The organism is Spirosoma sp. KNUC1025 (assembly GCF_045160025.1).
Classification (GTDB): Bacteria; Bacteroidota; Bacteroidia; order Cytophagales; family Spirosomataceae; genus Spirosoma.
The window spans coordinates 3,799,559-3,823,440 of sequence record NZ_CP087139.1 but is presented as its reverse complement, the minus strand read 5'-3'; the positions used below and the strand labels follow the sequence as shown (position 1 = coordinate 3,823,440).

Here is a 23,882-nt window from a genome sequence, read left to right as displayed (position 1 = left end):
TGATTATCAGTTGGCTCATACCTCCAGCATCGCCAGAAACTCATCTTCGCTGATCATTGGTACGTTCAATTTCTGCGCTTTTTCGACTTTCGATGGTCCAGCATTTTCGCCAACAATCAGATAATTGAGCTTTTTAGAGATACCGCTAAGCACTTTGCCCCCATTGGCCGCAATCCGGTTTTCAAGCTCTTCCCGACTAAAATTGGTGAACGTACCGGTGTACAGAAATGTCTTGCCTACCAATGTGCTGCCCTCTGGCTCAACTATTTTTTCTCACCGGCAAACTGCAATCCGGCGGTACGCAACCCCTCCACAAATTCGCGGTTATATGGATCGGCAAACCAGGCCACTACACTCTCTGCAATACGTGGGCCGGTATCCGGTACTGCCAGTAACGCTTCTGGGCTCGCGTTCAAAATGGCATCCATTGAACCGAAGTAATCGGCAAGTTTTTCGGCTGTAGTCGCACCAACGTAACGAATCCCTAAAGCAAACAGCACATTCGCGAATGGCTGCGTCCGGGAACGATCTATGGCTGTCAAAATATTATCTACCGTTTTTTGCCGGAAACTAACCACGCGTTTTTTACCCGTTTCTTCATCAACAAACACTTTTTCCAGTCCTAACAGTTGGTCGGCAGTCAGGCTATAGAGATCGGCGGGTGTCTGAACCAATCCCTGGTCAATTAGCATCTCCGTTTTTCCTTCGCCCAGGCTCTCGATATTCATGGCCCGGCGCTGAATAAAATGCTCGAAACGAGCCTGGCGCTGAGGTGGGCAGCCACGTTCATTTGGGCAATAAAAATTGGCTTCGCCCTCTTTCCGAATCAACGGGGTGCCACAGGCGGGGCAGGTGGTCGGATAAACTATCGGCTGGCTCTGATCGGTACGTCGATTCAGGTCCACACCGGTTATTTTCGGAATGATTTCTCCGCCTTTCTCCACAAAAACCGTGTCGTTGAGCATGACGCCCAACCGTTCGATTTCGTTGGCATTATGGAGCGATGCCCGTTTTACAGTAGTTCCGGCCAGCAGAACCGGAGTTAATAAGGCAACTGGCGTAACGGCTCCCGTACGACCAACCTGGTACCGAATACCGTTCAGAACAGTACTGGCCGCCAACGCTTTATACTTAAACGCAATAGCCCAGCGCGGACTTTTTGCCGTATAGCCTAACTCGCGCTGCTGATCGTAACGATTGACTTTAATAACGATACCATCTGTTGCCAATGGCAACTCAAACCGACGGGTTTCCCATTCATTAATATACTGCATGACCTCCCGAATACTGGCGCACTTCTGCCAGGTTGGTGATACGTTGAAACCCCACTGCTTCATGGCAATCAGGCTCTCTTCATGGGTCTGGAAGATATCCTGATCGGATAAAAAAGAATAAACGTAACAGTCGAGCCGACGTTTGGCAACTGCCGATGAATCCTGTTGTTTAAACGTACCGGAAGCCGCATTTCTTGGATTAGCCAGCAGGGGCTCACCAATGTCTTCACGCTCCTTGTTAATTCGTTCAAACTCGGCCAGGGGCAAAAATCCTTCCCCCGCACTTCAAAAAGAGCGGGCAAGGCAGCGTGAGCAGTAGGCGACGTAGTGTTATTAGAAGCAAAGTCGATGGCTATCTGTCCGGGTTCTTCCTTTTGCAGACTGCCCAGAGCCTCCCCACTGTTGATACGTAATGGCACAGTCCGAATGGTACGTATGTTGTTGGTAATATCGTCACCACGAACGCCATCTCCCCGCGTTGCGCCCTGAACCAGTACGCCGTTTTCGTACGTCATGCTCAGCGCCACACCATCAAATTTGAGTTCACAGACATACTCGTATTCACGGCCATTCAAGCCTTTTTGTACCCGCTTATCAAACTCAATCAGTTCTTCTTCTGAATACGTATTGCCAAGCGACAACATCGGAAACCGATGGTATACCGTCGCGAATTCTTTGCTGATGGTGCCGCCAACGCGAACGGTTGGCGAGTCGGGCTGGCGGAATTCAGGGTATTGCTTTTCCAGCCCTGTTAGTTCGGTTAGCAACTGATCGAAGGTAAAATCATCTACCTCCGAAATACTGTTCTGATAATACTGGTGATTGTAATAATTCAGGCGGCTGGTCAGTTCAGCTATACGCTCCTGTGGTGTCATAACGTAAACGTTAACAAGCAGATTACACACAAAAAATACACCCTATTCTGTCGTTTGAAGACTAATTGTGTACTAGACATATTCCCTATGTTTACTCTCAGCTTTCAATTAATGGGTTGGTAATATTGGGGTTGTTTCCTGGTTCATGCAAAAAAATATTAGTTTTACAGGATAAAAAAGTGTGTCAGTTATATTTCATTATCAATAAAGCTTTCTTAGTCAGCCAATTGGCTGTTATTCAGCGCCAATGCCATCCATGAATCGACCTCTTGTTGCTCCTTCCCTGCTCGCGGCTGATTTTGCCAATCTCCAGCGCGAGCTGGAATTAATTAATCAAAGCGAGGCCGATTATTTGCATTTTGACGTTATGGATGGCGAATTTGTTCCGAATATTTCGTTTGGCTTTCCGGTACTGGAAGCAGTTCGACGCCATTGCCAGAAACCCCTGGATGTCCATTTAATGATCACAAAACCTGATCGTTATCTGGAAGATTTCGCCAAAGGAGGGGCCTCGGTTATCCATGTCCATTATGAAGCCTGCACCCACCTGCACCGCACCCTCACTTATATCCGCGAGTTAGGCTGTCAGGCCGGTGTTGCTCTCAATCCACATACGCCCGTCACTGAATTAGAAGATGTTCTGGAACAAATCGATGTGATTCTGATCATGTCGGTCAATCCGGGCTTTGGCGGCCAGTCATTTATCCCACACACCATTCGGAAAGTCGCCAAACTAAAAGAACTGCTACTGGCTAACCACTCGTCGGCCCTGATTGAAATTGACGGAGGAGTTGGCCTGAATAATGCCTCAACGTTGCTAAATGCCGGCGCTGATATTTTAGTAGCAGGCAGTTCGGTATTCGGTGCTCATGATCCGCTGGAAGCTATCCGCAAACTGAAAAACAGCTGGCAACCTTTAGTAGCCTGACGTATTTTCCTGGCCCGTAACTCTTAATAAATCAGCACATATTGTTGCATGAAAAAATCTTATCTGGCCGTACTTTTAAGTTCATTACTCTTAATGACGGCCTGTGGTGACAACAAGAAGCAAGACGACACCCAAACTTCCGTTTCTGATACAACAGCGGTAAAAGCTCCGCCTGCGCCCGAATGGGCACAGAATGCAACAATATATGAAGTGAATACCCGTCAGTTTTCTGCCGATGGCAATTTTAAAGCCGTTGAAGAGCAATTACCTCGCTTGAAAGAGATGGGTGTCGATATCATCTGGTTGATGCCCATTTATCCAGTTAGTCAAAAAAATAAGAAAGGAACCTTAGGAAGTCCATATGCCATTGCTGACTATACGGCCGTAAATCCTGATTATGGTACCATGGCCGATTTGAAATCGCTTGTCAATCGGGCTCACGCTCTGGGATTACACGTGATTCTGGACTGGGTTGCTAATCATACCGGCTGGGACCATGTCTGGACAAAAGAACATCCTGACTGGTACACAAAGGTAAACGGGGCTATGACATCGCCAGTCGATCCCAAAACGGGTAAACCAACTGGCTGGACAGACGTGGTGGACCTAGATTTCAACAACCCAGCCATGCGAAAAGCCATGATTGAAGCCATGCAGTTCTGGGTAAGAGAATGCGGCATTGATGGGTATCGCTGTGACGTAGCCGGGTTCGTACCGAATGATTTCTGGGCTGAACTGCGGCCTCAGCTGGATAAAATCAAAACGATGTTTATGCTGGCTGAGTGGGAAGATGAGCCGGATCAGTTTAAGAGCTGCTTTAATATGAACTACGGCTGGAGCATGAACAACATGATGCGAGCTGTGGCAAAAGGCGCCAGCAATGCCACTAAGATTGATTCGTTACGTGAAGCCAATAAAAAGCGGTTTCCGAGATGGTATTATCAGATGCTGTTCACGCAAAACCATGACGAAAACAGCAATAATGGCACACTGAACCAACTATTTGGTCAGGGAGCCGATGCATTTGTGGTACTGAGCAGCACGCTCGAAGGTATGCCATTGGTATATAATGGCATGGAGTCGAATCTGAACAAACGACTGGCTTTTTTTGAAAAAGACACGATTGCGTGGGGCAACTATGGCAAAAGCGACTTTTATAAAACACTTCTAACCCTCAAACATCGGAACCGCGCGCTCTGGAACGGTCTGGCTGGTGGCAAAGTCGTAAAAATTCCGACGAATCACGATGACAAAATATACGCTTTTTCGCGCCAGCGCGACAATGACCGGGTCATTGTGGTATTAAATCTGAGCAGTCAGACCCAGTCGTTCACCATTGGAGGAGCGGGTTTTGCCGGTGTCTATACCGAGGTGTTTAGTCATGAGCCCGTCGAGGTAAAACCTGCCATGAACGTAACGCTTACTCCCTGGGCGTATCGGGTATTGACGAACTAACATTTTTTCGCTAATTTACCTGACAATCTGAATAGGTAGCGTATACCTATAGGGCAGTTTTTTTCCGTTGATTTATAAACTGCTTGCCATTTCATCGTTTATGCGAGTTTGGGTTTTCTTGTCAGTCTTGTTGATCGGGGTGGTTAGTCTAAAAGGCAGGGCTCAATCCATCCAGTGGGCAAGTCGTGTTATTGGCGTATCGTCAGAAAAGAGTGGAGGTACCAGCGGGGAGCAGTACAAGGCATCGCAGGCATTAGGCTCACCCAGCAAAGGGCCTGCTCTGGCCGAGAGCCCCTGCGCCTGGGCTCCTCAGCAGGCTGATGGCACTACCGATGAATGGATTCAGGTTGGGTTTGCCAAACCAATGCGGGCCCGGCAGATTGTAGTGGCTGAAAATGTCAACCCCGGTTCGGTCATCAAAATCATTGCTCTTGACGAGAAAGGTGCTGAACACCTGGTTTTTCAGGCGCCCGGTATCCAGGAACGAGCTGACCCGCTGCTCCATGTGTTTCCCAAAGAGGCTGATTTTCTGTGTGCTCAACTCAAAGTAATTATGAATGGAGCCGCGCTGAAGGGTATCAACCAGATCGACGCTATCGGCATAACGGAAGACGCAAAACCCGTTACCATTGGCATCAACATCTCGAAAGATATACCCAAAGACATACAGAAGGAAAATCTTGGGAAAGCCATAAACACGCCCGGTCAGGAAGTAGCTCCGGTCATTTCGCCCGACGGCCGAACCCTTTACTTCACCCGAAATTTTAACAAGGCGAACATGGGTTCACCCGACCGACAGGACGTCTGGTATTCGACGCTTCAGGCCGGAAACGGATCAACCTCAGGCTGGAGCGAAGCCGTTAATATTGGCCCACCCATCAATAATGCGGGCGACAATGCGATTAGTGGCATGGCCCCAGATGGCCGGACGGCTTATCTTATCAATGTCTACCGGCCAGATGGTGGTTTGTCGTTCGGCATTTCCAAGTCAGTACGTACCAAAAGTGGCTGGTCGCAACCGGTGGAGTGCCGAATTCCGAATAATTATAACCTCCACGAAAGAAACCAGCTTGAGTTTTGCGTTTCTCCAGACGGGCGGGTTATCATACTGGCGGTACAACGTAAAGATGCCCGCGGCAACCGCGATTTGTACATCTCCCAGCAAAAGGGCGATAATACGTGGTCGGAACCGGTCCCGCTGGGTAACACAATCAATACCGCCGATTCGGAAAGTTCACCGTTTCTGGCGGCCGATAGCCGAACTCTTTATTTCACCTCAGCCGGGCATCCGGGTTATGGCAATGGCGATATTTTCGTTAGCCGACGGCTCGATGACTCCTGGACGAACTGGAGTGAACCCGAAAATCTGGGCACAGCTATCAATACACCCGAGTGGGATGGTTACTTCACCATTCCTGCCGCCGGAGATTATGCCTACCTGAGTTCACGGGCTGGTTCGCTTGGCGAAGATGATATTTTCAGGCTGAAACTCTACCCCGCCATCAAGCCAGACCCCGTTGCCATTGTGGCTGGTCAGGTACTCGATGCCACGACCAAAAAACCGATTGCGGCTGCTGTAGTAGCAAATTTATTTACCGAACATAAGGAAATCGCGAGGGTCGATTACAGCCCCGAAATGGGTGAGTACAAACTGATTCTGCCCGCACAGAAAACCTACACCTTAACAGCCAGTAAAGAAGGCTATTTTCCAACAACCGAAACACTGGATTTGAGCAAAGACAAACGGTTTCGTGACATTAAGCGGAACCTTTATTTAGCTAAAATCGACTCAGGTCAGAAAATCATCATGCGGGAGGTACTTTTCCAGCAAAGTCAGGCGGAATTGCTGCCGGGGGCCAATGATGAACTCGACCGGGTTGTAGGCATGCTGGAAACCCACCCTGCCATGGAATTACTGGTCGAAGGACATACTGATAATCAGGGCGAATGGGAGCCCAACATGAAGCTTGCCGCCGACCGTGTTCGGGTTGTAAAAGAGTATATTACGGCCAAAGGAATAGCCCCGAATCGTATTCAGACGAAAGCCTGGGGACCCAGCCGGCCCGTTGCCAGTAACGAGACCGAAGAGAAGCGCAAACTGAACCGCCGGGTAGAATTCACCATTCTAAAACTATGAGAACCCGGATTTTGCACGTAGTTTTGACCCAATGTCTGCCCCATTATCACGCAATACCCTGTTTTTGCTAAGCGCCATTTTGGTGCTGGCCCTTTGCCTCCGACTGTACCGTGTGGGTACGTTTAGCATTTATTTCGACGAAAAATCGACCCTGCTGATTAGCCAGGGAGTTGCCCTGGAAGGAGTCAACCAGCGCGATATTTTCAGCAAACCGTACTTCACGCCCGCTGAGTTCTGGAAGCCAAAAACGCTTGCCGATTTCGTTGATGCCAATATCCGTGGTGACATTGGCAACAGCCCCGTTTATTACGGTGTGGTATGGCTGTGGATGAAGTTTTTTGGACTGAGCGATACGTCATTACGTATGCCATCGGTTATTTTCAGCGTACTCATTGTTTGGCTGCTGTTCGTTTTTGTCCGACGGCATCTCCAGCCCGGAACAGGTGTTGCGGGTGCCTACGGACTGAACCCCCAATCTGTTGATATACTGGCCTTAACCAGTGCTGCCATTGCTACCGTCGAGCCATTTTTTGTTTCGTTCAGTCATGTTGCCCGCAATTACTCCATGTCGTCTTTTCTGACGCTGCTGGCTACGCATCTATTCCTGCTGATTCTGGAACGTATTCGGTCAAAGGATACAATACGTACTTCGGTTCAATCGGGCGTTGTTTCGTTACCGACGCTTTACGTTGCCTATGGGTTCGTATTCGTCATTTCACTGCTGTCGCACTACCTGACCGCGACCGTTTTTCTCTGTCATGGGCTCTACGCGCTGGTATACCTCCGAAGTACCCGAGCCTGGCTTGCCTTGGGCGTAACGGGCGCTGTAGGTCTGGGACTAGTGTCGCTCTGGTTTTTGTTTGGGGGCGGCAAGTACACGTTTTCAATCCTGGAAGAACAGAAAAACTTTTACCGGACTCTGGCGCTCTCAAACCCGACTGGCAGCGGCTATGGGTTCATTTTACCCGCTACGTTCCCAAATATTGTCCGCCGTGCTGTCCCTGTTTTTTCGGACTTATTTATCTTCACAAACGGCTTAGGAAATCAGTTGCTTGGTCTGCGTAATTCTATCCCGGCCTTAGGGTTAGGCGTTTTGGCAACTGGAATCCTGCACCGCTATTATTCTGTTCCTAAGCCACCAGCTTGGGTGTATGTGGCGTTCCCCTTAATTCTACTGGCAGGCTTACCCCTTTATAGCGTAACACCACTACGTCAACTGGTTCTTTCAGGAGCGCTCCCTTTCGTTTATTTAATTGGCCGTTTCATTACCGACAAAACAAACACGAATCAGAAACGTGTAGTCAGTTTATTAATCTTATTAGCCTTTATTCCAACTTTTTTCCTGTTATTCATGGCCTGGCGTTCGGGCCATACGTTCGGAATCACCCAACGTTATTCTGGTTTCTCCTTTCCGTATGTCTGCATTTTGGTTGCGATGGGTCTCTACCAGCTCACTACATTGAAATGGTGGTTTAGCTTACCCATTACGGCTATACTTTGTATTCAGGGTATTCATATTATTCAACTGCTGGGCGCTGTATATACAGACGGACCTGAAAAGTATCCGGCCTTTCCAAAGGCACGTATCACCAACCCTTTCTGGACGTCTGCTCAGCGAATACAGGAACTTTATACCCCCGGCGATACGATTTTGTATCCGAACAAAAAACGGCCAATTATGTCGGAGAAGAATGATCGAACATTTGCTCCAGTTACGCTCATCGATGCGCAGACCGTTAACATCTATCTGCCCAAAGATGCACAGTATATTCAGCGGGTTGACCCGAACGAGCGCGACCGGATTGTGCTGGTGAAAGGACAAACCGGCAAAAAAATTACTATTTTTGATTTTCAGGGCAGCACGTATCGCTACGGTGATTAAGCCTTATTTCCATCAACCTACTATGCCTTCACCCACCGAAGTACCAGATATACAAACCCTTCAGGGGCAGCTTAGACTTAAAATTCTGAGTCTTTATCATCAGGCCCATGCTGGCCATATCGGTTGTTCGCTGAGCTGCGTCGATTTGATGATTGCGGCCCTTGTTCTGCGCAAGCGCGAACAGGATACTTTTTTGTTATCAAAAGGTCATGCGGCTGCCTCGCTTTATGCCTGCCTGAATTATTTAGGCGAAATTTCAGATGAAGAATTGGCTACTTTTTATCACAACGGAACAACCCTGCCTGCTCACCCGGCTCCCAATCAACATCGGGGTATCCCCTTTGCCACCGGATCGCTGGGGCACGGCCTGCCAATAGGAACTGGCATCGCGCAGGCCGGAAAACTGCTGGGCGACGATTCCCGCGTTTTTGTGTTGATGTCCGACGGTGAAACCAACGAAGGAACCACCTGGGAAGCAGCCCATTTCGCTATTCAGCATGAGCTGGATAACCTGATCATTCTGGTTGATAAAAATGGATTGCAGGGGTTTGGTCAGACAGCCAATGTATTGGGCGATACCGCAGATGTTCGAACCTGGAAAGCGATTGGCTTTGAGACAATAGAAGTCGATGGACACAACATCGATAACGTACTGGCCATTGTCGATCAACTAACTGATCCGGCCAAACGTAATGGTAAACCGAAGGTAATTATTGCCCGAACAGTGAAAGGCAAAGGGGTTTCCTATATGGAAAATCAGCTCGAATGGCACTATTTGCCGATGTCGGAAGCGCAGTATGAGCAAGCCAGGACCGACGTAAACGAGCGATATTTGCTGGCTCATGCCACACAGGCCTAGGCTTCGTTCGGTTGCCGTTCACTATAAAACCACTCGTTCGTAGGGCATATACGAGCCTTTTGCCGTAATATTGCGGCCCGAATGAATCAGTCTGCATCCAATTTGCTACCTTCTGACATTACACAACTTCATGGCCCGGTAGTCGTTTTCGGGGCCAGCGGCTTCATTGGCGCCAATCTGTTTGAACAGCTTTTCCGTGTCCGCCAGGATGTCTATGCGCTTACGCATGATGCCACCAAAGCCTGGCGACTTAAATTGCTGGATGTACCCGCCGAAAATATTGTCCACTGCGATATTCTGTCCAATACGTCTGTACAGGACGTATTGGGTAAAATTAAGCCGAAAACGATTTTCAATCTGGCAGCCTACGGGGCCTACAGTAAGCAAAAAAATGTTTCGCTGACCTACGAAACCAATGTATTAGGCACTGTTAATATTCTTGAAAACTGCACTCCCGATATGGTGTATATACACGCCGGGAGTAGTTCGGAATACGGGTTTAATTGCACTGCGCCTAAAGAGACAGATCGCGTAGAGCCCAATAGTCACTACGCTGTTTCGAAAGTATCGGCTGCTTACACGCTTGAATACTACGCGAAAGTACAGAAGCTGAATACCCTAAATCTGCGCCTTTATTCTATTTACGGTGGCTGGGAAGAACCTGACCGGCTCATTCCCCGGCTCGTAGAAGAGAACCGAAAAGGACAGTTACCTCCGCTCGTTTCACCCGATATCAGTCGCGATTTTGTTTATATTGATGATTGTGTAGATGCCTTTGTCAAAGCTGCCCTTCGGGTCAACCCCTCGATTCGTGGTCGGTCTTACAACATTGCTACTGGCCAAAAAACAACCATGCGCGAGCTGGTCGATGTTGCCCGTACTACGTTCGGACTGAAACAGGAACCTGTTTGGGGAAGCATGACTAACCGCAACTGGGACCTGGCCGACTGGTATGGCGACCCTACGGCTGCACAGACCGATCTGGGCTGGAAAGCCACTACATCGTTGGGTGAAGGGTTGCGCCGTACGGCCGACTGGCAAATCGACCATCTGTATGAAGAACGGGTAATTCCGGCTTTCCAGACACCGACGCTCAACCCCGTCATTTCGCCGATTATTGCCTGCTACAGAGACGCTCAGGCCATACCCTATATGTATGAGCGACTGGTGAAGACCTTTAATGAGATGAAGGTTCGGTACGAAATCATTTTCGTCAACGATAATTCGCCCGACAATACGGATGAGGTCCTGAACGAGATTTGCGCGAAAGACCCGAACGTAATAGCAATTAAACACTCCCGGAATTTTGGTTCGCAGTCGGCCTTTTTAAGCGGTATGGAAATCGCTACGGGAGACGCAGTGGTTTTGATGGACGGTGACCTGCAGGACCCACCCGAAATTATTCCGAAGTTTTACGAAAAATGGCAGGAGGGCTTCGACGTAGCGTATGGCGTTCGGGTACAGCGCGAAATGGCTCCGCACGTTCATTTTTTCTATAAACAGTTTTACCGTCTATTTAAACGGACAGCTTACATCAGTATTCCGGTCGATGCAGGTGATTTTTCGATGATTGACCGGAAAGTGGTCCGTGAACTGGTGAACCTGCCCGAAACCGAACAATTCCTGCGGGGGCTACGGGCCTGGGTTGGCTTTCGTCAGACAGGCGTGGACTACGTTCGGCCGGAGCGGATGTTTGGTGTATCGACCAATAACTGGACCAAGAATATCTGGTGGGCGAAGAAAGCCATTTTCTCGTTCAGTTTTGCTCCGCTTGAACTGATGACCTACGCTGGTTTCGTTCTGACTGGCCTATCGATGCTGGGCATTGTCTGGCAAATTTTGTCCCGATTGCTCAATTTCGACCCCAATACACCTTACGGGCTTTCTACCGTTATTGTTCTGGTCATGTTTTTCGGTGGGATCAACTTGCTGGGCATCTCGTTTTTGGGTGAGTATATCAGCAAGATTTTTGAGGAGACAAAAAAACGACCGAAATTTATCCGGACGATGGTACGCAAAGGGCAGCGTGTTTATAAAACAGCAGCTGAAATTAGTACGCTGGTCGAACAGCGAAAAAGTAAATAAGCTGGCCATTTCATCAGCAAATTGAGCCAAAATAGTATGCGAAAAGAATTTTCAGCCGCCGTTGAGCAAATCGTGCGGAAAGACGATAAAGTAGTATTTATCACGGGTGACCTGGGCTACAATGCGCTAGAAAACGTACAGGAAGCAATGGGCCCCCGGTTTATTAACGCTGGTGTAGCCGAGCAGAATATGGTCGGTGTAGCGGCTGGAATGGCTTATCGTGGTTATAAAGTCTTCTGTTATAGCATTGCCCCGTTTATTGTTTACCGGTGTCTGGAGCAGTTTCGCAACGACGTTTGTCTGCACAAAATGCCCGTTTTTCTGGTCGGGAACGGGGGGGTTATGGGTATGGCATCATGGGTAGTACGCACCACGCCATCGAAGATCTGGCCTGTTTGAGCAGCCTTCAGAATGTGAATACATACATACCTGCTTTTGGGGACGAAGTCGCGCCAATGCTGAATCAGATTGTGGCCGAAGGTCGACCTACCTATCTACGGCTGGGTGCAGGGCCCAATACGCCCGATGGCGCGAAAACGTACGGTTCATTCAAGCACATTGTCCATAGTTCAGCCCCCATTGGAAATGTGGTGGCCCTTGGACCGGTGGCGGCCAACGTACTTACCGCACTTCAGGATGACCTGTTAACCAATCAGTTTGACGTTTACACAGCTACCAACCTACCGCTGGACTTACCCGCTGAACTGGCCCATCGCTGGGCAGGCAAGCCACTTTTAGTAGTTGAAGAACACGTATCCATTGGTGGGTTAGCTCAGCAATTATCCGTAAAGCTCCTCACGGATGGAGCAGCGCCAAGTCATTTTGTTAGCCTTTCGGCTCAGGGGTATCCCAACGGCCTATACGGTGACCAGAAATACCATCAGCAATTATCAGGGCTTGATCCGGCCAATATTGCCCGTCAGCTTGCCTCGTTTACGAATTAGTTTTCTGTTACAACTTGGTAACCCTATCAAATACGCAACAAACCCGCCAAACGCGCTACGGGCTTTTTAAGCTTTTAGGGGCAGTCATTCTATTAACAATCCCCATCCTGGTTTTCTGGTATGTATGGTCGACTTATGCCGTAAATGTGCCCAAATGGGATGATCATGCCCTTCGACAATTTTTGTTCAATCTGGACAATCAAACGTCAGTTTCAGGAAAACTATTTGAATTTTTCCGCCAGCACAACGAACACCGGATTGTTTTTGACCGGTTTATAACTTGGCTTGATTTTAATTTGTTTGGGAAGTTCAGCTACCGTCATCTGATGGTTATTGGTAATCTAAGCTTGCTGGGTCTGGTTGTTATTTTTGGGTTAGTCATCGGTCGGTCGATAGGCACACAGACGAAAAACACAAAATCAAAACCTGAAGATTACGTTCTTTATCTGCCACCCGTAGCGTTTCTGCTCCTGAATCTTTCGCAGTGGGAAAATATGTTCTGGGGCATGGCTGCCTTACAGAATTTTACGGTGCTGATGTGGGTATTCTGGACCATCTACCTGCTAGCTTTTACAGAACGTATCTGGCCTGCTTTCCTGCTGGGATTAATCGCTACCCTTACCAGTGGGAATGGTCTGCTAATCTGGCCGGTTGGTCTGGGGATACTTGTCCTTCAACTTGTCCTTGAAAAACGGCCCAATCGCAACGCAATACTCATCTGGACTGCGGGCGCGATCTGTATCATAGCTCTTTATTTTCTCGACTATAAAAAACCACCCGGCAATCCGCCAGCTACAGGAGGATTTATTGACCTGATAAAAGGTTGGCTGGCTTTTAACGGGTCGGCTGTAGAAGCATTTCCGGTTGGAAGAGCGTTTGCCAACTGTTTGATTGCCGGTAGTATCGCCACGGTTCTTGTACTGGGCAGTTGGGTTTATATGCTGGAGAAAGGGCTTGTGCAAAAGCGATTCCCGGCATTCAGCTATTTCTTTGTTGGAACGACAGCCTTTTTATTGGGAACGGCCGCCACGGTAGCCTGGTCTCGGGTAGGATTTGGGCTGCACCTGCTTATCACGAGTCGTTACAAAATCTATTCGTTGTTATTGCTGGCCCTTATCTATAGCTTTGTCATCATCCAGCAACGTAAGACTGGGCGGTTGTGGGCCGCAGGATTTGGCCTGGTTTTTAGCGGTTTGCTCATGGGCGGCTCATATCTGACCTACCTGGGTGATACAATCTGGTGGAACAATTGGCTGGTTACGAAGCAATTCAACTGGACTCATAACGCCAACAACGCTACAATTACTCTTGACTCTGTTTCAAAGCGTTACACCACATTAGCTCCAGCTTTTTACGACGCGGCTCTTCCGACAATGTTCGATACTACGTATCAGTCTGTAGTCGATCTAAACGTTACAAAAGTGCAGGGTGATTATGAACTTCAGAATGGCACTATACCGTTTCAGGGCTCAGGCGATGCAGGCGTTTTCGTACTGGCACGCTCAGACAGACGAACGTATTTATTTCCCGTTCGACAAAATCAGCAATCCGCCCGGAAGGCCCGTTTTCTGCCAATGAACCTGTTTACAGACGGGTTTCGAAGCACGATTTCGTTGTCGGCCGATGATCTTGTTGCGGGTACGTATCGTTTATTTGTCCTCACTGTCTCGGATGGAAAAAATACCTTGTATCCAACCAACCAGCGAATAGAATCAGCAGGGCCGTCGAGTACGACACTCCCCAAAAACTGGTAACCAGCCTTGATCCGATTGCTTTTACTATGCATACAGACGCCCCAGTAACCACACAGACTACCCGCCCGGCACTGAATCATCTGCTTCAATTGGATGGCATTCGGTTTATTGCCGTCGGTTTAGTGTTGTTCGATCACTGGACGGTAACCCATGTCGAACTGCCAATTGGAGCGCTGGGTGCTTTAGGCGTAACGATCTTCTTTGTTTTAAGTGGTTTTCTGATAACCCGCATTCTGCTTTCGAGTAAGGATAAACTGAGTCAACAGCCCAATGGTGGGTTATCTACCTATTTAAAAACGTTTTACATCCGCCGGACGATCCGGATTTTTCCGGTGTACTACCTGACGCTGTTCGTGCTGGCGCTGATTAACGAGCCACCCGTTCGAAAAACGTTTGCTTGGCTAGCGTTATACGGCACCAACATTTACATTGCCTTTTATCATACCTGGATGGGCACCGTCGATCACCTGTGGTCATTAGCCGTTGAAGAACAGGTGTATATGTTCCTGCCATTGCTGTTGTTTTTTATACCACGTCGGTACGTTCCCTTTACGGCTTTGTGCATGATTATTGGGAGTGTCGGCCTTCGTTACGTGTTACACCGAGCCAATTTACCGTGGTTTATCGGCTACGTATCAACCCCTACCTGCCTCGACTCATTCGGTTTGGGGGCGCTCATGGCGTATGGCTGGCTCTACCAGCGCGACCGGTTTACACGATTTTTTAAATCGTCCGTCTGGGTTTGGGTAAGCCTTGCCGGTTTTGTTCTCGTTTGCCTGTTAAACAACTGGATTGAGATTGATTCCCCAAGAGGTTATCATAACGTAATGTCGAATGTGTGGGAGCGGCTGGCGGCATCACTTTTTGGGTTTTTCCTGATAGGCCGGGCCGTGCTGGGCTTCGGTGGTGTTATGCAATGGATACTGGAAAATCCTGTTAGTCAGTACCTGGGGCGTATCAGTTACGGTCTATATCTGTATCACAATTTTGTTTATAATGCCTACCACACCCAGCCGACGCATTTTACGATGCGTGCCTGGCGCCGGATCACCGATATTTTACCTTTGCTGAATAGCTCCTACTTTTTTCAATTTTCATTCTACCTCTTTTTAACGGTTACAGTAGCTACGATTTCCTGGTATTTGATCGAAAAACCAATCAATTCGCTTAAAGATCGGTATTCGTACTAACCGGTTACTGGCTTGCAACCCGACCAGAATCCGGCTTGCCCGCTTAATAAGCTACGATTGATTGCTACGGTAAGCCGATAACAATTTCCTATATTTGCGGTATTAAGTAAACAAACAATCCGGGCTGGCTTAATCGGTAGTCCACCTTATTTCAAACCTGTTGACGAGCGCTGGACGTATCGTTAATTTCCCAAAGTACACTGAATGAGCCTCCTGCTGTCAATTGTAATGCCGGCTTACAACGAAGAAGAAGTGATTGAAACTGTTGTCAAACAGTGGACCGATTTGTTGACCCGTCAATTTCCCACCGAAAATACCCGCCTAATTGTTGTTAATGATGGTTCCCGCGATAATACGGGTGCCATTTTAGATCAAATTAAGGACCGTTACCCCAAACTGATGGTTGTTCACCAGCCCAATGGTGGTCATGGTAATGCCGTTGTCAATGGATACCGGCAGGCTATTGCGCTTGATTCTGAATACGTATTCCAGACGGATAGTGATGATCAGTTCATTACTGACGATTTCGGAAAATTGTGGGTAAAACGTAACGGATCCCCGTTTATTCTCAGGATACCGCGAAGAGCGCTTCGATGCGCCCGCCCGTCTGTTTATCACAAAGATTCTCCGCTGGACCATTACGTTGATTTACGGAACGTATATTATGGATAGCAACATTCCTTTCCGGCTAATTCAGGGAACGTTTCTAAGAAAACTAGTGGCCCAGTTACCCACGCCTACTCCGTTTGCGCCGAACATCTTTCTGGCGGTAATGGCGAAAAAAGCCGGGTTCAACACCTTCGATATTCCAATTACGCACAAAGAGCGGGTTACGGGAACAGTCTCAATCCTAAAATGGAAGCTCCTGAAAGTGTGTATCCAAAGTTTTAAAGAGCTGGCACAATTCCGTTTTGAGCTGGCTGGCAAAGTAAAAGCGCTAAAAAAACCTGATCCTGTAACAGCCTAATGTATGAAATCGGCTAGATGCATAGCTACTAGTTAAAGCTATACTTCATCTATTCGTTATTTTATTTCATACGTCCATTCATTAGTTTTCAACTCAACTATGAATTATAAATATGTAATTATCGGTTCGGGCCCGACCGGTCTTGGTGCAGCGTATCGCTTGAAAGAACTGGGTGTTACGGATTTTATCGTTCTGGAAAAAGAAAATCGCATCGGCGGGCTGTCCAAGAGTTTTATCGATGAGAAAGGATTTACCTGGGATGTAGGTGGTCATGTGCAGTTTTCGCACTATAAATATTTCGACGATCTGATGCTGAAAGCATTGGGCGCCGATGGCTGGCTCAGTCACCAACGCGAATCGTGGGTCTGGATCGAGAACCGGTTTGTGCCGTATCCGTTTCAAAACAATATCAAGTACCTGACGCCGGAGACCATGTGGAAATGCCTCGAAGGCATTATTCACAACTATAAATTTCCGACGAATCAGAAGCCCGCAAATTTTCGGGAATGGATTCTGGCTACGTTTGGGTCGGGGCTGGCCGAAACGTTTATGTTCCCTTACAACTTCAAAGTGTGGGCTTACCCACCTGAAGACATGAACGCCGTATGGGTTGGCGAACGCGTTGCCGTTACTGACCTTCAGCGGGTAACCAAAAATATCATCTTTGATCAGGATGACTTCTCGTGGGGGCCAAACAGTATGTTCCAGTTTCCGAAACAGGGTGGCACGGGTGGTATCTGGGAATCCGTTGGCGATCTGATTGGTCGTGAATACGTCAAGCTGAACGCAACGGTCGATAGAGTCATTGGCAATGAGAAAAAAATTATTCTGGCTGACGGCGAAGAAATTCGCTATGAGAACCTGCTGAATACCATGCCGCTCGATCTGTTTACGCAGCGGGTAGACGGGTTGGACTCGGAAACCGTTCAGATGGCACAGGGCCTTAAACATTCCTCAACCAACGTAGTAGGAATAGGGCTGAAAGGACAGCCAAAAGAGAGCCTGAAGACGATGTGCTGGATGTATTTTCCGGAGTACAACAGCCCTTACTACCGCGTAACGGTATTCTCAAATTATAGTCCTAACAACGTACCAGACATTAACCAGCATTGGTCGCTGATGACCGAAACAAGTGAGTCGATTGCCAAACCTGTTAATCGCGAAACACTTATTGACGATACCATTCGGGCGTTGATCGAAGACCAGTTGATCGAATCAGCTGACGACGTCATCTCCACGTTCCATATGGCCTTTGATTACGGATACCCGACACCCTCAGTTGAACGGGATGGCATATTGAAGGCTGTTTTGCCGAAGCTTGAGCCCTTTGGCATTTATTCGCGTGGTCGGTTTGGCGCCTGGAAATACGAGGTCAGCAACCAGGATCACTCGTTGATGCAGGGCGTTGAATGGGCCAACCGGGTTGTTGCTAACGTACCTGAAGTGACAATGCCTTTCCCCGAAACCGCCAACGCGATGTGGGGGAAATAAAAAATAGTTGTAAAGTTGTAGGGCTGTAAAGTTACAAGGCTGTAGAGTGTACTTCGCTAAGACACATAACTTTACAACCAGCAACTTTATAACCCTACAACTTTTTTTACGTGTAAATGAAACGAAGTTACTGGATTGGTCTTGGTGTTATAGCCCTGCTTGTAAGTGGCTGGCTAGGCTATCGACATTTCTTTCCAGCAAAACGTACAGTTGGGGAATTAGTGCCGCCAGGGGCACTGCTGGTGATTGCCAGCGATCATCTACAGGATACCATTTCGGCCAAGGCGTTACGTACCGAAATGTCGCTGAGGCAAATCCCCGTTTTTGATGAAGCCCGACAGCGGCTTGACCGGTTTCTTTACGCCACGGCAGACACAGCCACAATTATGAAGTTTGTTTCCGAACGGAACATTCGCTACTCACTTCATTCCATTTCAAAAACAACCCTTGATTTTATCTTTTACATTCCGATTTCGGATAGTGACCAACCTTTTCTAGATCGCCTGACCCGGCCTGATCCTCGCCACTACCGGGTGTTGAATCATACCTTTGCCGGCGAAAAAATTCTTGATCTGGTCACGCGGGAGAATGATCCAGTTGGCTCATTTATCCTGACGAATGGGTTTATTATTGGCAGCGTTTCGGGCATACTGATGGAGAACGTAGCCAAGCGTATGCACCAGTCGCTGAAACTAACGCAGCCAGAGCCCGATTTTCAGGTAGATTCCGACCATCTGGCGGCCATCACGGTACGTCCTGAAGTACTCCAATCCTTGTTTAGCAATGTAGGATCACTGGTACGGATCTTTCTACCGGAAGAGTTGAACTTACAGTTCAGGCAATCGGCTTCTGCTTCGCATCTGATCGGCTATGCGGTTGACCAGATCGGTGATCGGCGCGACGTAGCGGCCCTGTTTGACCATCAGGCGCCCCGGCGCATCCACCACGCCGAGCTTATTCCGCAAACAACGGCTACGTTATATCATATCGGTGTTAGCGATTCCCGGCGATTTGGTCGCTCGCTCAGCAACCTATTACGTTCGGCTTCCAGTGATTTTCTGCGCGACCGATTCGATCAGATCGAACCCGCTACCAAACCTTTGTATCGATCCTTAGGCAATGATATGCTGCTTTGCCGCCTTGAATCGTCTACCGGAACCCCAAGACAGGTATTGATTCTGACGGCACTAAATGGCAAACAACTCGTTGACGCGTATCAGCAGGTAGCGTATCAGGCTGGCGCGAAAGCGTATGCTCCCAAATCCTTTCTGGGCCATAAACTGCTGCTATTGAATATTCCCGAATTGCCTGCTTCTTTGTTTAGCAGCCTATTTTCGGGCTTCGCCCAAAGCTGGATAACACAGCATGGCTCTTCGCTGATCGTGGCCAACAGCGAAGAAACCTTACAGGATTATTTACAGCAAGTGCAGCGGGGAGCCGTTTGGGCAGCCGATCAGCGACAGGCTGAACTTCTGAACACGACCTTACGCCCAGCCAATTTTACGGCTTTCGTTCGTCTGAATCGTGCCCATACAACGGTCCCTGCAAACTGGCCACTAGCCTGGCAAAATCTGCTCGATCAGATCGATCCGGCAACGGGTACCACTGCCCTGGCGAACCTGGAAAATATGGCTTATCAGGCGAGTTACGGCAACGAAAATATTCAATCAACGGTGGTGCTGGGACGTACCACGCGCCGGGCTAGTCAGGCCACCCGCAACAAACTATTCCTGCAAAAGAAAACGGTATTTACCGCTCCTTTGATTTCTGCGCCGATTGCAGCGGGTGTTCTGAGCGAAAAAACCATTCCGTTTTATGCCCAGACCAATGCTGGTGAATTTGTGCTGGTTACGCCCGATGGCGACAGATTGACACAGAGTCGAGTCGATGGCCCCATCCGCAGCAATGCACTTGGCGTCGATTTCCTGAACAATGGTCGTCTGCAATATCTGTTCATGACCGACCAAACGCTTTACGTAGCGGACCCAGTTCATCGTAAAAAAGTGGTCAGTATGCTGGCCATTCCTCTCCCAAAAGGTATTGACGTATCGTATCTGGCCAGGCCACGGGGTAGTCAGCAGCGAAATCTGGTTGCCCTGGCGGCTCACGCAGATGGGCATATTTATGCGCTGGATCGGCAGCGTCGTGCATTTGTGCGCCTGATGACCGCTCCTCATAAAGCTCCGTTGCAATTACCCTTTCAAGTCATAGTTACTCCAACGGGTATGAACATTCTGGCAATACAGTCTGATGGTACGTTAAATCGCTGGCACGAAACCGGAAAACAGTACCCTCACTTCCCGGTCCGTATTGTGCGAACGGGCGAAGAAGAAGCTGAAATTCAGTTTGTTGGGCCAGCTCTCCAGCCCGCTGGTCATACAACTATTGAGACCGTCACCGACCAGGGACAATTGCTTTCTCTGAACACGAACGGCCTGATTACCAAACGAACACAGTTATACCGCCCCGTTCGAAGCGGTACGTTCCGACTTTTCCCGGATGAAGACCAGACGAACTGGCTGCTCCTTCGGGCTTCGGATACGGAGGTAACAATTCTTGACCAGCAGGGGCAGCGAAAGTTTGATGTCCGAGCTCTGCAATCCGAACGTAACAATGTGCGGTACCATCGGCTTGGTGCCGGTGTTGAACTGATTAGCGTAAAATCCGGTGGGTTTACAACCCTGTACGATCTGAACGGACGTATTGTTGGCGACCGACCCATTCCGGGCGATTTTCCGGTAGCATTACAGTTTGACGAACGTACCAATGAGGTGTATATCCTTAGCAGTACAAACAAAGCTGTACAGTTGTTTAGTATCCGACTTAGATAGCAGCAGGCGCCGGACAACTACCAAAACCCCTGCCCCATTCCCGAGACTCGTGCCCATGCGCGTACTACGTTATACAATTCTGGCAATCGCTCTCATTCTGTGGGGAGCAGGCTTATCCACAACCGTGGCCCGGTGGCTTTACAGTATCGGTGTGATCATTGATGACTATCGGTATGGTGATTTATACCGGATTGCTCCATTGCCTCAGTTCAAGCTTTCACAGCCCACCTGTCCGTCCTCCAATCGGTCGAGCGATACGTCATCGACTCACCTGTACATTATTGGCGATAGCTTTACCGAACCTCAGCGACTTACCAAATCAGACTTCAGGGTAAGTCATTTTCAGCGGGTAGCCTGGTCATATTCCCTCCCCGTACAACTTGACCCTGGCAAACGTAACGTTTTGCTAATTGAATCCGTTGAGCGGCATGTTCGGGAACATTTCAGGCAGCCCGTGACAGAGTTAGTCGTTCAATCGGATACTACCCGGCTTTCGCACGAGCAACCAGCGCTGTACAAACGTATTTATGACGATTTCCATCGTTCAGATGTTGAAGAACGGCTCGAATCCGCCCTCTTCAGTCAGGATTGGGCGTTCTGGTTCAAAGAGTTGAAAGCCAAGCTTACACTCGACTGGTTCAACAGAGCCTATACAAGCGTGAGCCTGTCGAACAATCATAAACACGTATTTCTGCACTCGGATACCGACACCACAAAAGCCAAAGCGCTCAATTCATCATTCTCCTTTGTAACAGATCAGGAAGTGAATGCGGTAGTCGATAGCATTAATGCCAATGCGGATCGTTATCGGAAACTCGGCTTTAACGAGGTTTATTTATCCCTGATTCCAAACAAGGCGAGTATTCTGGAGCCTGATCGGGGGGTATACAACCACCTGATCGAGCGGATTCAAAATAACACCAGACTACGTATTCCAACAGTCAATACGTATCAGCCATTCAGCCAGCACCCAACTGGCATGTACCTGAAAAGTGACACACACTGGACATGCGACGGACGAGCCATCTGGCTTAACCTGGTTCGGCAAAAACTACGTATATAGGAGGAGATTTCGACTTTTAGCAGCATATAAGAGCTGGATGGAACTCAGCGTGCAGAACATAGGTCTTTAATGGGTATATCCTTTACCATGTTACAAAATACCCACGGCATGATACTGACAATCAAACTAATTGCCTTCTGTGAATTTGGGACTGGGCTAATTACGTAGTATTCGCCCGTTTATAGAAAAAGTCTCTACCGGAAGCTGTTCAATTGAAGGTATGCCAAACTCATTGGGATGGCATACCTTCGGCATGCTGATGGATGAGCAACTAGTTTTTCTGTAAACATGCCATGCCTTCGGCATCTAACATCTTGAAAGTCAGTAAGAATAATACAGAAGTCACGTTAGCCTATAAGCATTTGATCCCTGCGGGGCGGAGATTAACCATACAGCACGTTATTCGTACGATAGCCAGCCTCGTGTTGAGAGATAAAGAAAACAACCTATTATGGCAGGGGCGTTACGTTAGAGATAGGTCCCTCCTACTCATGCCAGATACGGCAGATACGGCTCCAGCATGTTCGTATCCTTAAAGGCGGTAACCTGGTGAAGCTTGTTGTTGTAGGCGTCGTAACGAAGCTCGACGTAAAAATCGCGGAGGTTGTAGAGCAGAAATATATTTTCGCCTTCGTAACGATTGGCGAGTATGTCACCCGAGAAATAAAGCGTATCGAGCTGCTGTTCGGCAGGAAGTTTTGTAAAATCGGCGGGTTGCATAAGCAGACGGGGTTGACAGGCGAAATAAGCAAAAAGCGAGCGGCCTGCCAAATCCCTCATCCGACTTTATATAACACAACTCAAACAGTCTGTTGTATAGTTAAAATAGTGCATCGATTAAAATTTAAGGTTCAGGTTTTCAAGTGTAAGGGTATCAACCAACTAGAAAACCTGAACCTTACATCTAAAATGCCGAGGTAGGAAGGATTAATTTTTAGCTAATTTTTACTTCTTTACCCGATTTAGCCGCGGCATAAATGGCTTCAACAATTTTGATGTCACGTAACCCTTCCTCGCCCGGCGCCATCATCGGCTTTTTATTCATGATAGCCAGGGCATCGTCGTCCATCTGCATGGTCTGCTGCATGGGCACTTCATATGGGTGCTCAATTTTACCACCATTGCTCCAGATACCTTTCTGGCCGTTATAAGCCGAATAAGGCTCCATATGCAGTGTTCCTTTCGAGCCTGTTACGTCCAGATAATTCATATTCATGCCATAACTGGTCTGAACGGCTGCCCGTGCTCCACTCGGAAAAATCAGTTGGGCCATAGTCGTTTCATCCAGACCGTTTTTATAAACATCAGGGCGGCTCGTATACTGCTGAGCCGTAACGGCAATGGGTTCTTCTCCCGTTGCCAGCCGCGCGCCTTGCAATACGTATACGCCCATATCATACATTACGCCACCCCCCATTTCCTTCTTCTGTTTCCAGTGATTGGTGCGGGCATCATAGTAGGCCGCGGAACAGCTTACCATCTGAATTTTTCCAATTTTTCCATCATGCAATCCCTTAACATACTCCTGCGTATTGGGCTCGTGGTGAAGCCGGTACCCCACAGCAAGCGAAACTTTATTTTTGGCGCAGGCATCAATCATATTCTGGCACTCTTTGGCCGTAACGGCCATTGGCTTTTCTACCCAGACGTGTTTACCCGCCTTGGCCGCCCGTACTACGTATTCTTCGTGCATGGAAGGCGGCAGCACAACGTAGATTACGTCGATGTCGGGGTTATTGGCAATCTGATCGAACGTCTGATAAGAATAGATATTCTTGTCAGGTATATTGTACTGCTTCTTCCACTTTTCGGCCTTTTCGGGCGTACCGGTCACAATACCGGCCAGGTAACAGTTTTTGGTTTTCTGAAGGGCCGGAGCCAGCAAATCTGTGCTGTAATAACCAAGGCCGACAAGCGCAACACCCAGTTTGTCTTTGGCCGGACGAGTAGCCGACCAAAGGGTAGCGGGTGAAATTGTTGCAACGGCGCCGGAAAGAGCGGTTTTTTGTAGAAAGGTTCTACGGGAAGTCATAAGAGTTTCAGGTTTAATGGCTCATGTTTCAGGTTTAAAGTTCGGCGGAAGGAGCCAGACTTCAAACACATACGCTGAAACCTTACTCCTAACCGGCTTCTGCTGAACCCCTCTG

Annotated in this window: 13 protein-coding genes and 3 pseudogenes; 13 read left to right on the top strand and 3 right to left on the bottom strand. The window is 48.4% G+C overall.

The genetic code is table 11. The annotated features are described in order from the left end of the window. Nucleotides 1–15: 15 nt before the first annotated feature. Nucleotides 16–2,149 (bottom strand): annotated as a pseudogene (gene ligA, locus LN737_RS16625) (NAD-dependent DNA ligase LigA). A 256-nt stretch (nt 2,150–2,405) separates the two neighbouring features. On the opposite strand from ligA, the gene rpe reads away from it, so the two are divergent. The 13 genes and pseudogenes from rpe (at nt 2,406) to LN737_RS16560 (ending at nt 21,735) form a co-directional block, all read left to right on the top strand. Further along, nucleotides 2,406–3,077, top strand: a complete 672-nt coding sequence (rpe, locus tag LN737_RS16620) for a ribulose-phosphate 3-epimerase (RefSeq protein WP_405510913.1) — start codon at nt 2,406–2,408, stop codon at nt 3,075–3,077. Between the two features lie 48 nt (nt 3,078–3,125). Beyond that, complete coding sequence (locus LN737_RS16615) at nt 3,126–4,532, top strand: alpha-amylase family glycosyl hydrolase (RefSeq protein ID WP_405510912.1); 1,407 nt, start codon at nt 3,126–3,128, stop codon at nt 4,530–4,532. A gap of 100 nt (nt 4,533–4,632) precedes the next feature. Continuing rightward, on the top strand, nt 4,633–6,669 hold the full coding sequence (locus LN737_RS16610; RefSeq protein WP_405510911.1) for an OmpA family protein: 2,037 nt from the start codon (nt 4,633–4,635) through the stop codon (nt 6,667–6,669). Nucleotides 6,670–6,700: 31 nt separating this feature from the next. Continuing rightward, complete coding sequence (locus LN737_RS16605; protein WP_405510910.1) at nt 6,701–8,551, top strand: hypothetical protein; 1,851 nt, start codon at nt 6,701–6,703, stop codon at nt 8,549–8,551. Between the two features lie 22 nt (nt 8,552–8,573). Continuing rightward, nucleotides 8,574–9,410 (top strand): transketolase, encoded by an 837-nt coding sequence (locus tag LN737_RS16600; RefSeq protein ID WP_405510909.1) that lies wholly within the window; start codon nt 8,574–8,576, stop codon nt 9,408–9,410. Between the two features lie 81 nt (nt 9,411–9,491). Further along, on the top strand, nt 9,492–11,495 hold the full coding sequence (locus LN737_RS16595) for an NAD-dependent epimerase/dehydratase family protein (protein WP_405510908.1): 2,004 nt from the start codon (nt 9,492–9,494) through the stop codon (nt 11,493–11,495). 36 nt (nt 11,496–11,531) lie between these two features. Continuing rightward, nucleotides 11,532–12,439, top strand: a pseudogene (locus LN737_RS16590) (transketolase). A 14-nt stretch (nt 12,440–12,453) separates the two neighbouring features. Further along, nucleotides 12,454–14,193, top strand: coding sequence for a hypothetical protein (locus LN737_RS16585; RefSeq protein ID WP_405510907.1), 1,740 nt, complete (start codon nt 12,454–12,456; stop codon nt 14,191–14,193). Nucleotides 14,194–14,219: 26 nt separating this feature from the next. Further along, nucleotides 14,220–15,383: an acyltransferase gene (locus LN737_RS16580; protein ID WP_405510905.1), complete on the top strand. Its 1,164-nt coding sequence runs from the start codon at nt 14,220–14,222 to the stop codon at nt 15,381–15,383. Between the two features lie 204 nt (nt 15,384–15,587). Beyond that, nucleotides 15,588–16,350, top strand: a pseudogene (locus tag LN737_RS16575) (glycosyltransferase family 2 protein). A 99-nt stretch (nt 16,351–16,449) separates the two neighbouring features. After that, a complete protein-coding gene (locus tag LN737_RS16570) occupies nt 16,450–17,841 on the top strand; it encodes an NAD(P)/FAD-dependent oxidoreductase (RefSeq protein ID WP_405510904.1) in 1,392 nt (463 codons plus the stop codon). 116 nt (nt 17,842–17,957) lie between these two features. Beyond that, a complete protein-coding gene (locus tag LN737_RS16565; RefSeq protein WP_405510903.1) occupies nt 17,958–20,672 on the top strand; it encodes a hypothetical protein in 2,715 nt (904 codons plus the stop codon). 55 nt (nt 20,673–20,727) lie between these two features. Then, nucleotides 20,728–21,735, top strand: coding sequence for a hypothetical protein (locus LN737_RS16560; RefSeq protein ID WP_405510902.1), 1,008 nt, complete (start codon nt 20,728–20,730; stop codon nt 21,733–21,735). Nucleotides 21,736–22,224: 489 nt separating this feature from the next. On the opposite strand, the gene LN737_RS16555 is transcribed toward LN737_RS16560, so the two are convergent. Both LN737_RS16555 and LN737_RS16550 read right to left on the bottom strand, forming a co-directional pair. Continuing rightward, nucleotides 22,225–22,455: a hypothetical protein gene (locus LN737_RS16555; RefSeq protein ID WP_405510900.1), complete on the bottom strand. Its 231-nt coding sequence runs from the start codon at nt 22,453–22,455 to the stop codon at nt 22,225–22,227. A gap of 214 nt (nt 22,456–22,669) precedes the next feature. After that, the gene (locus tag LN737_RS16550; protein WP_405510899.1) at nt 22,670–23,767 is read right to left on the bottom strand and encodes a Gfo/Idh/MocA family protein; all 1,098 of its coding nucleotides are present in this window, start codon (nt 23,765–23,767) and stop codon (nt 22,670–22,672) included. Nucleotides 23,768–23,882: the final 115 nt, after the last annotated feature.